Below are 12052 nucleotides of genomic sequence, written 5' to 3'. Positions count from 1 at the left end.
GCATAATCTTCCCATGTCCAAGGTCCTCACCTCCCTCCCCGTCGGCGAACGCGTCGGCATCGCCTTCTCGGGCGGCCTCGACACCTCCGTCGCGGTCGCGTGGATGCGCGACAAGGGCGCCGTCCCGTGCACCTACACCGCCGACATCGGCCAGTACGACGAGCCCGACATCGCCTCGGTGCCCGGCCGCGCCACGGCCTACGGCGCCGAGATCGCGCGCCTGGTCGACTGCCGTGCCGCGCTCGTCGAGGAGGGCCTGGCCGCGCTCACCTGCGGGGCGTTCCACATCCGTTCCGGCGGGCGGGCGTACTTCAACACCACGCCGCTGGGCCGCGCGGTCACCGGCACCCTGCTGGTGCGGGCCATGCTCGAGGACGACGTCCAGATCTGGGGCGACGGCTCGACCTACAAGGGCAACGACATCGAGCGGTTCTACCGCTACGGCCTGCTCGCCAACCCGAACCTGCGGATCTACAAGCCCTGGCTGGACGCGGACTTCGTGACCGAGCTCGGCGGCCGCAAGGAGATGTCGGAGTGGCTGGTCGCGCACGGCCTGCCCTACCGGGACAGCACGGAGAAGGCGTACTCCACCGACGCCAACATCTGGGGCGCCACGCACGAGGCGAAGACCCTCGAGCACCTGGACAACGGCATCGAGACGGTCGAGCCGATCATGGGCGTCAAGTTCTGGGACCCGTCGATCGAGATCGCCGCCGAGGACGTCACCATCGGCTTCGAGCAGGGCCGTCCGGTGACGATCAACGGCAAGGACTTCGCCTCCGCCGTCGACCTGGTGATGGAGGCCAACGCCATCGGCGGCCGCCACGGGCTGGGCATGTCCGACCAGATCGAGAACCGGATCATCGAGGCCAAGAGCCGGGGCATCTACGAGGCCCCGGGCATGGCCCTGCTGCACGCGGCCTACGAGCGCCTGGTCAACGCGATCCACAACGAGGACACCCTGGCCCAGTACCACAGCGAGGGCCGCCGCCTGGGCCGCCTGATGTACGAGGGCCGCTGGCTGGACCCGCAGGCACTGATGATCCGCGAGTCGCTGCAGCGCTGGGTCGGCGCGGCGGTCACCGGCGAGGTCACCCTGCGGCTGCGCCGGGGCGAGGACTACTCGATCCTCGACACCACGGGCCCGGCGTTCAGCTACCACCCGGACAAGCTCTCCATGGAGCGCACCGAGGACTCGGCGTTCGGCCCGGTGGACCGCATCGGCCAGCTGACCATGCGCAACCTGGACATCGCCGACTCCCGCTCCAAGCTGGAGCAGTACGCCGGCCTCGGCCTGCTCGGCACCGGCGCGAGCCCGGCGCTGGGCGCCGCCCAGGTCACCGGCCTCATCGGCACCATGCCCGAGGGCGGCGCGGAGGCCATCGCCTCCCGCGGCGAGGTCTCCGAGGACGACGAGCTGCTCGACCGCGCGGCCATGGAGGCCGGCACGGACTGACCCGTCGCGGACGCCCGCACGGCACGAGGCCGGCCCGGATCACCCCGGGCCGGCCTTTCGCGTCGTGCGCCCGCGTCGTGCGCCCGCCTCGTGCGCCCGCTCCGGGCGGGTCGCGGCGCTGTGCCGCGCCGCAGCGCCGTTCGACGTCGCCGTGCCGTGCCGTACGCGGACCGGTGCCGGCACCCCCGGCCCGCGCTCGTGAGGCCGCCGCCGCGGATGCCGCACCGCTGCCGCCACCGCGGGTGCCGCACCACTGCCCTCGGGCGGCCGGACGCCGCGGATGCCGCACCGCTGCCGCCCCCGGGAGCCCGGCCGTCAGCCGTCCCGGAGCCACGGGCGCAGTTTCTCCGGGTTGCGGACCACCCACACCCGGGCCACGCGCCCGCCGGAGACGTCGAACGAGGCGACCGTCTCCACCACCCCGGCCCGCCTGGCCACCAGGCCGGGCACCCCGCCGACGGACCGCTCGACGAGCTCGAGCCCCGGGGCCCGGTCGGCGATCGCGGCCATGTACCGGGCGATGCGCGCTCCCCCCTCCACCGGGTGCGGCACGGTGCCGACCATGCCGCCGCCGTCCGCGGTCATCACGGCGGCCGGGTCGAGCAGACCGATCAGCGTCTCGATGTCCTTGCTCTCCCACGCCTCCTTGACGCGCCGCACCACGTCCGCCCGGGCGTCCGGCTCCGGCTCCGGCTCCGGCTCCGGAGCGCGCGTACCGCCCAGCCGCCGCCGGGCCGACGAGGCCAGCTGCTTGCAGGCGGCCGGGGTCCGGCCGAGCACGTCGGCGATCTCGACGAACGGGTACCGGAAGACGTCGTGCAGGACGAACGCCACCCGCTCGGCCGGCGTCATCGCGTCCAGCACGACCAGGAAGGCCATCGACACCGACTCGTCCAGGACGATCTGGTCGGCGGGGTCGGCGGGGAGGAGGGTGCCGCCCGCGCGCTCCCACTCGGTCCGGTCGGGCAGCGGCTCGGGCAGCCACGCGCCGACGTAGCGCTCGCGGCGGGCCCGCGCCGAGCCCAGCAGGTCCAGGCAGATCCGGCCGGTCACCGTCGTCAGCCACGCGCCGGGGACGCGGATCTCCCGCCGTCTGCCGGGCGGCAGCGCGAACCAGCGCGCGTAGGCCTCCTGCACCGCGTCCTCGGCCTCGGCCACCGATCCGAGCAGCCGGTAGGCGACGTTGATCAGTCTGCGCCGCTCGCCGGTCACCCCGTCCGCCCCGGCCCCCGCTGTCCCCATGCCGCGTCCGCCCCCCCCGCCTTACCTTTCGCAGGCCCGTGTCGTCGAGCTGTCGAGACCATATCGACGTGCTGCCCGAGGGGCGGAAAAGGGGACTGTGACATGGCCACTGAGGTGACGGCGACCGCGGGACGGGGCTCCTCGTTCCTGCGGGCCGCGATCGCGCTGCAGACGTCCACGATCTTCCTCCAGGCGGTGTCCGCGGGGCTGCTGCTGACCGAGCCGTACGGGGAGACGCTGCACAGCGTGGGGGCGCGGGTGATGTACGGGGCGTCGATGCTGTACCTGCTCGCGGCGGTGCTGGCGTGGAGGCCGGGGGGCGGCCCGCTCCGGCCGGTGTGGCAGGCGACGGGCTTCCTGGTCCTCGCCTCGGCCCAGGTGGTGCTCGGCGTCGCGCACGTGCCGTCCGTCCATCTCCCCCTGGGCGTGGCCATGTTCGGCCTGAGCGTGCTGGCGTTCGTGCGGCGGTGAGCCGGCTCCTTCGGCATACTCGGCCCCGGGACCGCGCCGCCGGCCGGGCGGCCCCCGGGCCGGCCCGACGGCCCGTTGCGCACCGTCGGTGACACCCGGGCCCCCGGCCCCACCCGGCGAGGCACCCGCACACGAGCACAGGGAGACCCGGATGTCGCTGATCCCGCCCGACTTCTCCGAGTCCGTGGTGGTCCGCGCCGCGGACGCCGAGGTCACCGGGCGGCTGCCCACGGCCATCCGGCTGCTGGCCGACAGCAGCGCGACCGGCGGAGCGCTGTCCGTCGTGCGCGCCACCCTGACCGGCGGGGCCGACGGCGCCCGGCCGCACCGCCACGACAACTCGGCGGAGATGTTCTTCATGCTGTCCGGGACGGCCCGGCTGCTGTCCGGCGAGGAGGTCGTCACCGCCGGGCCCGGCGACCTCGTCGTCGTCCCGCCCGGCCTGCCGCACGCCTTCGCCGCACCGCCCGGGCACGACGCCGACATCCTCGTCGTCATCACGCCCGGGGTGGAACGCTTCGACTACTTCCGCCACCTGCAGCGCATCGCCCTCGGCGAGGCCTCCCCCGAGAGCCTGCTGGACGTCCAGGAGCGGTACGACACGCATTTCCTGCGCAGCAGCGCCTGGGAGGAGGAGCGGGCCGGCGCCCGTGAGCGGGAAAGCTGAGGCGGCGGGAGGACCACCGGGCGGCGGAGCCGATACCCCGTGGCGGACACGGTGATCACGCGGCCGCCCCGCCGGTTCCCGCACTGAGGCGTCGCCCGGTCCGTCGAGAAAAGCGCCGCCGGCCCGGTCCTTTCGCCCACGCGCTGGAAAGCCTCCCTGTGTTCCTTCCCGCCACCGCCCCCGAAAGGACCCGCATGCGGCCCGACGACTCGTTACTCGTCCTGGATCCCACCGGCTCGGACGCGCACGCCGAACACCGGGCGCTGCACGCCCGCGGCCCGGCCACACTCGTCGACCTCCTCGGCGTGCAAGCCTGGGCCGTCTCCGATCCCCACCTCCTGAAGAGGCTGCTGGTGGGCAAGGACGTCTCCAAGGACCCCCGCGCCCACTGGCCCGACTTCGCCGCTGTCGCGCCCACCTGGCCGCTGGCGCTGTGGGTGTCGGTGCGGAACATGTTCACGGCCTACGGCGGCGATCACCGGCGCCTGCGCCGGATGATCTCCCCCGCCTTCGGCGCCCGCCCCGTCGGCGCGCTCGCCCCCACCGTCGAGGCCCTCGTCACGCGCCTCCTGGACGACATCGCGGAAACCGGTGACGAGGTCGTCGACCTGCGGGAGAAGCTGGCCTTCCCCCTGCCGATCGCGGTGATCGCCCAGCTCGTGGGGGTCCCGGAGGACCAGCGCGCCGGCTTCCGCCGCCTGGTCGACGGCGTGTTCACCACCACGCTCAGCAGCGAGGAGGCCACCGCGAACGCCGTCTCGCTCTACCGGCTGCTCGACGAGCTGATCGCGAGGAAACGGGTCGCGCCGGCCGACGACATGACCTCCTTCCTGATCGCCGCCCGCGACGAGGAGGGCGACGCGCGCGGCCTCAGCGACGCCGAACTGCGCGACACGCTCCTGCTGATGATCAGCGCCGGGTACGAGACCACCGGCAACGCCGTCGACCAGGCGGTCACCCTGCTGCTCACCCACCCCGACCAGCTCGCCCACGTCCGCGAGGGCCGGGTCGGCTGGAACGACGTGGTCGAGGAGACCCTGCGCCTCGAACCGGCGGTGAAGCACCTGCCGCTCCGTTACGCCGTCGTCGACGTCCCCCTCCCCGACGGGCGGGTGATCCCCAAGGGGGCGCCGGTCCTCGCCTCGTACGCCGCCGCCAACCGCCACCCCTCCTGGCACCCCGACCCGGACGCGTTCGACGTCGCCCGGGCCGGCAAGGAGCACCTGGCCTTCGGCCACGGCGTGCACTTCTGCCTGGGCGCTCCCCTGGCCCGTATGGAGGTCGCCACCGCGCTGCGGCTGTTGTTCGAACGGTTCCCGGACATGACCCTGGCCGTCCCGGCGGAGGAGCTGCGTCCGGTGCCCTCCCTCATCAGCAACGGGCACCAGCGCCTGCCCGTACGGCTGTACGGCGCGGGGTAGGGGCGCCGGGGACGACCCGCGCGGTGCGGGTCGACACCCGCGCCGGGTGCCGCTTCAGCGCGGGGCCGTCCCGGTGGTGGCGGGTTCCGGCCCCGGCCGGAGGTCGCAGCGGGCGGGTGCGCGCGTGCCGTCGGTGCCCCGGAGCGTCACCGGCGCGCCGCCGGCGGCGCTCTGCGCGTACGCCGCCGTGCAGACGAGCTGCCGTTCGGCGCGTTCGGTGAGCTTGTCGACGGACGCCGCCAGGTCGAGCACCAGCGTGCCGTCGGACACCGTCACGGTCACGGGCGTCCTCGGGCCGGGCAGCGACGGGTCGTTGCCCAGTCCCGCGTGCCTCTCCGGCGGGATCGGCCCGCTCAGCAGCGCGGCGACGGTGTCCTCGACGGAGGGCGGGGTGGCCTCCGTGGAGCCGGCCGGGACGCGCTGCCCGCCGGCTTCCGCGTCGCCGTCGAGGATCCGGGGCGAGGGGATCGGCTGACCGTCCGGGGACAGGAAGAACAGGAGCATCCTGACCTGACGGGCGGGAAGCACGTCGACCGTCGCGCCGCCGCCCGCCTCGATGACGTCCGTCTCCTGGATGCCGCACGCGGTGAGCGGGAGCAGCGCCGCGAGCGCGGTGGCCGCGCGCAGCCGCGCCCTCATGCCGTGGCCCCTTTCGTGTCGCCGGGCGCCTGCCCCGTCCGCGCTGCCGCCGCGTCCGCGCCGGACCCGTGCGCGCCACGGTCCGTCCCGGATCCGTCCGGTCCGGATCCGTCCGTCCCGCATTCGTCCGCGCCGGATCCGTCCGGGCCGGTGGGCCCGCCGAGCGGGATCTCGACCGTGAGGACGGCGCCGCCCGCCGGTCCGTTCCCGGCGCGCACGGTGCCGCCGTGCAGCCGGACGTTCTCCCGGGTGATCGCGAGACCGAGGCCGCTGCCCGCCGACCGGGTGCGGGCCGCGTCGGCCTTGTAGAAGCGGTCGAAGACGTGCGGGAGCACGTCCGGCCGGATGCCGGGCCCGCTGTCGGCGACCTCGACGACCAGCGTGCCCGCCCCGTCGGCGGCCGTCCGGGTGCCCAGGCGCACGGTGACCGGCTCGGAGCCGTGCCGCAGCGCGTTGCCGACGAGGTTGGCGACCACGACGTCGAAGCGGCGCGGGTCCAGACGGGCCCGGATCCCGTCGGGCAGCTCGGTGCGCACGCGGTCGGTCCAGTTCCGGTGCAGCAGCGTCCTGCGGATCGTCTCCGCGGCGTCGACCTCGTCCGTGTTCAGCTCGGCCGCGCGGGCGTCGAAGCGGGAGATCTCCATCAGGTCCTCCACCAGTACCGCCAGTTTGCCGGTCTCCGCGCTGACCAGCCGTACGGCCCGGGCGGTGTCCGGGTCGAGGCCGTCCGCGTCCTCGTCGAGGACCTCGGTGACGGCGAGCATCCCGGCGAGCGGGGTGCGCAGTTCGTGCGAGACGTCGGAGGCGAACCGGCGGGCGCGGGCCTCTGCCTGCCGCAGTTCGCCGACCGACCTCTCCAGCTCCGCCGCCGACTCGTTGAACGTGCGGGCCAGGTCCGCCAGTTCGTCCCTCCCGGAGACCTTGATCCGCGCGTCGAGCCGGCCGCTGCCCATGGAGCGGGCGGCCTCGCGCAGCTCCCGGACCGGGCGCAGCACGCCGCGGGCGGCGATCAGCGCGGGGACGAGGGCGACGGCGAGACCGGGCAGGGCGCCGTCACGGGCGGCGCCGACCAGGGCCTCGACTCCGGCCTGTTCGTCGTGCATCGGCATCACGGCGAAGAGGACCAGCCCGGTCGGCATGCTGCCGCCCGCTCCGTCCCTCGTCAGGACGGGCACCGCGATCGTGAGGTAGGGGACGTCGTCCTTCACCACCCTCTCGAAGCTGCTGTGCGACGTCGTCAGGGCGGCGCGGCGCAGGTCGGCCGTGATGACGGAGGAGGTGGGGCGGGTGCTCGAGGAGACCCGCAGCGAGCCGTACTCGGCGAAGACGATCCACGGGTGCGGTTTCGCCTTGCTCGCGATGACGTACAGCTGTTCGCGCAGCGTCTCCGGGTCGACGGGCAGTGCGGGCGCGAGCGTCCCCACCTGTTCGCGGAAGGAGGCGACGGCGGTGTCCTGGGCGCTGACGAGGACGGCGTTGCGCGCCTCGCGGTAGGTGAGGGCCGCGGTCGTCCCCGCGCTGACGGCGGCGACCAGCAGGAACGCCAGGACGAGCCGGGTGCGCAGCCCGGAGGGGGCGATCCGCCGCAGGCGGGTGCGGGCGGCCGTCACAGGGGGCCGAACCGGTAGCCGAAGCCCCGCAGGGTCTGTATGTAGCGAGGGCTGCCGGGGGTGTCCTCGATCTTGTTGCGCAGCCTGCGGACACAGGCGTCGACGAGGCGGGCGTCGCCGTGGTAGCTGTGCTCCCATACGTGCTCGAGCAGTTGCTGCCGGCTGAACACCTGCCCCGGCGCGGCGGTCAGGTGGAGCAGCAGCTTCATCTCGGAGGGGGCGAGGGCGAGGCGTACCCCGGCCTTGGTGACGGTGAGGCCGGCGCGGTCGACGGCGAGGTCTCCGTGGAACTCGACGGCGGGCCGGCCGCTGCCCGGGGGCTCGATCCTGCGCAGCACGGCCCGGATGCGGGCGTCGATCACCTCAGTGCGGGCCGGTTTGACGATGTAGTCGTCGGCGCCGGCCTCGAGGCCGACGACGACGTCGAAGTCGTCGCCGCGTGCGGTGAGCATGATGATGGGCAGCTGGCTGTCCTCCCGCACCCGGCGGCAGACCTGGACCCCGTTCATCCCGGGCAGCATCAAATCCAGCAGGAGCAGGTCGGGACGGAACTCGCGGAGCGCGGCCAGGCCGGCCTCCCCGGTGGCGGCCGTGCGGACCTCGTGGCCGCGGCGGCGCAGTCCCAGCTCGACGCCCTCGCGCACGGAGGGGTCGTCTTCGATCAGGAGCACGCGGGGCATGTGCGGGGTATCCCTGGGGGGTCGGAGGTGGACGGGTTCTGGAAGCTTCACGATCGCCGAGGGTTCCACGGTTCCGGCCGGCGCACGGCGCCGGCCGTGGCGGTGGCGCTCACCGGCGCGCCAGATGGGCCCGGAAGGCGCGGTACAGCGCGTGGTTGGCCGTGCCGTCCATCGGTCTCTCCCACTCCCCCAGGGTCTCGACGACCTCGCCGCCGGTGCCGAGCTTCCAGCGCAGCAGCCCGTACGGACGGTCACCGGGGTCGAGGGTGGCGGGCACCCCGCGCATGTCGTAGACGTCGGCGCCGTGGGCGTGGGCGTCGAGCAGCATGCGCCACTGCAGCAGGTTGGAGGGCCGGACCTCGCGGCGGTGGTCGGCGGAGGCACCGGTCTGGTACCAGACCCGGCGGCCGACGCGGATCATGGTGTGCGCGGCGAGGATCTCCCCTTCGTGCCGCGCCAGGTAGAGCCGCATGCGGCCGGGCTCCTCGTCGTTGAGGGCCGCGTACTGCCGCTCGTAGTACCGCAGGTCCCGTCCGAGGCGGAACCCGTCGCGCTCCTCGGTGACGCGCAGCAGCCGGTGGAACTCCGGGAGGTCGGCCGCGCTGCCGACGACCACCTCGACGCCCGACCTCTGCGCCCGGCGGACGTTGCGCCGCCACTCCTGGTTGAGCCCGGACCACAGGTCGTCCTGGGTGCGTCCGGCGAGCGGTACGCGGAAGACGTGGCGCGGCTGCGCGTCCCCGCCGTCCTCGCCGCCGCACCGGTTCCAGCCGCGGGCCCGCAGCCGCTCGGCGACGGCGGTGCCCAGCGGGTCCACCTCGTTCGCGAGCACGTCGGAGAGCCTGCGGCCCGGCCCGGTCGCCGACTTGAGGCGCGCCGCGCTCCAGCGGCGGTACGCGGGCGAGGGGCCGATCCGTACCGCGAACACCCCCGACGCGCGCAGCTGCCTCAGCAGGGGGCCGAGCCAGCCGTCGATGTCCGGGTCGGCCCAGTCGGCGACGGGTCCTTCCGGGAGGTAGGCGAAGTACTTGCGGGTGCCCGGCAGGGGCCGCAGCAGGACGAGAGCGACTCCGGACAGCCGGCCGGCCGCCGGGTCGGGCCCCCAGCCGAACGTCCGGGCGTGCCAACCGGTCTTGACCTGCGCCCAGGACGGGCACTGCAGGAACCCGGCGCCCAGTGCCGAGCCGGTGTCGGAGGCGAGGAACGAACGGTGGGTCTCGGCGGTGACGGGACCCAGCGGTGTTTCCCGGCCGCGGGCGGCCGTCGCGAGCATCGCTGACACGGTGTGAGCCTCTCTGTGGGAATGCGGACAATGCTCACAGCCGCCCGTGACCGCCGCGCGCGGCGAATGTGACCGGACCATGACCGTTGTTCCGCAATCGCCGTCACATGGCCCGCACCACCGCTCACCTGCGGGTCCTCGGCCCTACAGTCGCCGTATTCCACCCCGAACCACCATGGACGGAGGCTCCGTTGAGCCAGATACGTGTGCACATCGCGGCGGTGGCGGTGCTGTTGGCGCCGCTCACCGCCTGTTCCGCCGGAGCGGGCCCGAGCGACGCGGCGGGGGACGCCAAGGGCGGCTCCCGGGCGGCGGAGGACCGCCCCGCGAGGGTGACGGTGACGCCGAAGGGCGACGGTGTACGGGCCGGTGGCGCGGTGCGGGTCACTGTGGCGGGCGGCACGCTCACCTCGGTCAGGGTGACCGACGGCGAGGGCCGCGAACTCGTCGGCGAGGTCGCCGCCGACGGCACCAAGTGGGCCTCGCGGCGCAGGGCGGTCCCCGGCGCCTCGTACACGGTGACCGCCGTGACCACGACGAAGGCCGGCACGAGGGCCACCGCCACGTCCGTGTTCACCACGGCCGCGGCCGACAAGGTCAACAAGGTGGACTGGCGGCCCGGCGCGGACACCACCGTCGGCATCGCCCAGCCGGTCTCCCTCGTCTTCGACCATCCGGTCACCGACAAGGCCGCCGTCGAGCGGCAGTTGAAGGTGCGCACCTCGAACGGCACCGAGGGCTCCTGGGCCTGGCTGGAGGACCACTCCGGCCGCGACCGGATCGACTGGCGCCCCAGGCGCTACTGGAAGCCCGGCACCGAGGTCACCCTCGAGGCCGAGCTGAACGGCACGGACTCCGGGGACGGCGGCTGGTTCGTCCGCGACTACACCACCCGCTTCACCGTCGGGGCGGGCCAGGTCGTCAAGGTCGACCTCGACAGGAAGCAGCTCACCCTGGAGCGGGACGGGAAGGCGGTCCGCACGATCCCGGTCTCCGGCGGTACCCCGGGCGGCGACAAGCGCTCCTGGCGCGGCACGGCGGTGCTGATGGCGAAGGAGGGCACGATCAACATGAACTCCGAGACGGTCGGGCTCGCCGACGCCTACGACAAGATGGTCGACAAGTCGATGCGGCTGACCTGGTCCGGGATGTACGCCCATGCCGCGCCGTGGAACGACAGGTTTTTCGGCAAGGCGAACATGAGCTCCGGCTGCATCGGCATGAGCGACGCGAACGCCGCCTGGTTCTACGACCAGGTCCGCCCGGGCGACCCGTTCGAGATCAAGGGCAGGGACACCAAGGGTGTCGTCGCACCGGGCAACGGCTTCGGCGCGTGGAACGTGCCGTGGGCCCGGTGGAAGGCCAGCAGCGCGCTCCGCTGACCCCCGTGCCCGGTCCCGCCACGGCCGGCGGCCCCGGCGTCCGCGGCGACGCCTGGCCGCCCGCCCGGCTTCGGCCTCTCCGCCCCTCCACTTCTCCTCTACGCCAGGGACTCCTCCTGCGACGGCGGGGTCGCGTCCGTGGCGGGGACGCCGTCGGCGGCCCGGATGACGGCGTCCCATGCGGCCAGGCCGTCGAGCCGCCGCTGCCCGGCCTCCGCGGCCGCGCGGAGCGCGTAGCTCCCCAGCGGGAGCCGTCGGGGCGGGTCGGCACTGTCCACGAGGGCGAGCACGGCGGGCACGGTCGCTTCGGGAGGCGGCAGGGTCTCGGGTGTCAGGGTCGGGTCGAGCAGGTCGTGCAGGGGGCCGTACGCGGGGTGCGGGGCGGAACGCGGCGCGGCGGAGAACCAGTCGGTCGCGTATCCGCCCGGTTCGAGCACGGTGACCTTGATGCCGAACGGCGCCACCTCGTCGGCCAGCGCCTCCGACATGCCCTCCACGGCCCACTTCGTGGCGCAGTACAGGCCCATGCCGGGGTACGCCTCGATCCCGCCGCTGCTCGACACCTGGATCAGGTGGCCGCCTCCCTGACCGCGCATCAGCGGGAGCGCGGCCTGGGTGACGGCCAGGGTGCCGAGGATGTTGGCGTCGACGACGGCTCGGACCTCGTCCTCCGTGACCTCCTCCACGCAGCCGATGAGGCCGACGCCCGCGTTGTTCACGACGACGTCCAGGCGTCCGAAGTGGGCGTGGGCGCGCTGTACGGCGGCGAAGACGGCGGCCCGGTCGGTGATGTCCAGCGGGAGGGGGAGCACGGCGTCGCCGTGCTCGTCCGCGAAGGCCCGCAGGGCCGCTTCGCTGCGGGCGGCCACGGCGACCCGGTCGCCGCGGGCCACCGCGGCCTGCGCCCAGCAGCGTCCGAATCCGCGTGACGCCCCGGTGATGAACCAGACCTTGCCCACGTGCCCTCCGCAGAAGATCCAGGAGCCGTCGGCCGTGACGGCCGTGGCGAACGACGGGGTTCCGGCTGCCGCCGCGGCGGCAGCCGGCCGGCGTGGTCGTCCGGCCGGCCCGTCCGTCAGGGTGGCAGACATGTCGGCGCACCGTCCAGATGGCCTGGATCCCCGGAAACTCGCCGCTACCTAAAGCCTTTAGGTTGCTGCATAATGGATGTCGCCGGATACAGCCGACGAGCGGGAGGAGCA

Annotated in this window: 11 protein-coding genes; 5 read left to right on the top strand and 6 right to left on the bottom strand. The window is 74.1% G+C overall.

The window, feature by feature from the left end:
* Positions 1 to 13: 13 nt before the first annotated feature.
* Positions 14 to 1456 (top strand): argininosuccinate synthase, encoded by a 1443-nt coding sequence (gene argG / locus Sfr03f_RS08340; RefSeq protein ID WP_108953009.1) that lies wholly within the window; start codon positions 14 to 16, stop codon positions 1454 to 1456.
* Positions 1457 to 1771: 315 nt separating this feature from the next.
* Here argG and sigJ read toward each other — a convergent pair whose 3' ends face one another.
* A complete protein-coding gene (gene sigJ / locus Sfr03f_RS08335) occupies positions 1772 to 2698 on the bottom strand; it encodes an RNA polymerase sigma factor SigJ (RefSeq protein WP_108953008.1) in 927 nt (308 codons plus the stop codon).
* A 102-nt stretch (positions 2699 to 2800) separates the two neighbouring features.
* On the opposite strand from sigJ, the gene Sfr03f_RS08330 reads away from it, so the two are divergent.
* The 3 genes from Sfr03f_RS08330 (at position 2801) to Sfr03f_RS08320 (ending at position 5257) form a co-directional block, all read left to right on the top strand.
* Positions 2801 to 3169 (top strand): hypothetical protein, encoded by a 369-nt coding sequence (locus Sfr03f_RS08330; RefSeq protein WP_108953007.1) that lies wholly within the window; start codon positions 2801 to 2803, stop codon positions 3167 to 3169.
* A 151-nt stretch (positions 3170 to 3320) separates the two neighbouring features.
* On the top strand, positions 3321 to 3836 hold the full coding sequence (locus Sfr03f_RS08325) for a cupin domain-containing protein (RefSeq protein ID WP_108953006.1): 516 nt from the start codon (positions 3321 to 3323) through the stop codon (positions 3834 to 3836).
* A 194-nt stretch (positions 3837 to 4030) separates the two neighbouring features.
* The gene (locus tag Sfr03f_RS08320) at positions 4031 to 5257 is read left to right on the top strand and encodes a cytochrome P450 family protein (protein WP_108953534.1); all 1227 of its coding nucleotides are present in this window, start codon (positions 4031 to 4033) and stop codon (positions 5255 to 5257) included.
* A 54-nt stretch (positions 5258 to 5311) separates the two neighbouring features.
* Here the strand turns inward: Sfr03f_RS08320 and Sfr03f_RS08315 are convergent, their stop codons facing one another.
* The 4 genes from Sfr03f_RS08315 to Sfr03f_RS08300 all read right to left on the bottom strand — a co-directional run bounded on the left by Sfr03f_RS08315 (position 5312) and on the right by Sfr03f_RS08300 (position 9468).
* A complete protein-coding gene (locus Sfr03f_RS08315; protein WP_108953005.1) occupies positions 5312 to 5896 on the bottom strand; it encodes a hypothetical protein in 585 nt (194 codons plus the stop codon).
* Positions 5893 to 7506 carry a sensor histidine kinase gene (locus tag Sfr03f_RS08310; RefSeq protein ID WP_245967456.1) on the bottom strand — a complete coding sequence of 538 codons (1614 nt, stop codon included), beginning with the start codon at positions 7504 to 7506 and terminating at the stop codon, positions 5893 to 5895. Before Sfr03f_RS08310 ends, Sfr03f_RS08315 begins: the two co-directional genes overlap by 4 nt.
* Positions 7503 to 8186 (bottom strand): response regulator, encoded by a 684-nt coding sequence (locus tag Sfr03f_RS08305; RefSeq protein WP_108953004.1) that lies wholly within the window; start codon positions 8184 to 8186, stop codon positions 7503 to 7505. The genes Sfr03f_RS08310 and Sfr03f_RS08305 overlap by 4 nt, the downstream gene beginning before the upstream one ends.
* 109 nt (positions 8187 to 8295) lie before the next feature.
* Positions 8296 to 9468: a lipid II:glycine glycyltransferase FemX gene (locus Sfr03f_RS08300; RefSeq protein ID WP_372514267.1), complete on the bottom strand. Its 1173-nt coding sequence runs from the start codon at positions 9466 to 9468 to the stop codon at positions 8296 to 8298.
* A gap of 191 nt (positions 9469 to 9659) precedes the next feature.
* On the opposite strand from Sfr03f_RS08300, the gene Sfr03f_RS08295 reads away from it, so the two are divergent.
* Entirely contained in the window at positions 9660 to 10850 is a 1191-nt protein-coding gene (locus Sfr03f_RS08295) for a L,D-transpeptidase (RefSeq protein ID WP_245967455.1), read from the top strand.
* A 98-nt stretch (positions 10851 to 10948) separates the two neighbouring features.
* On the opposite strand, the gene Sfr03f_RS08290 is transcribed toward Sfr03f_RS08295, so the two are convergent.
* Positions 10949 to 11941: an SDR family NAD(P)-dependent oxidoreductase gene (locus Sfr03f_RS08290; protein WP_245967454.1), complete on the bottom strand. Its 993-nt coding sequence runs from the start codon at positions 11939 to 11941 to the stop codon at positions 10949 to 10951.
* Positions 11942 to 12052: the final 111 nt, after the last annotated feature.

The sequence above is a fragment of the Streptomyces fragilis genome (genome assembly GCF_003112515.1).
Lineage (GTDB): Bacteria > Actinomycetota > Actinomycetes > Streptomycetales > Streptomycetaceae > Streptomyces > Streptomyces fragilis.
The sequence above is the reverse complement of the archived record's forward strand: the minus strand, read 5'-3'. Positions and strand labels throughout refer to the sequence as shown.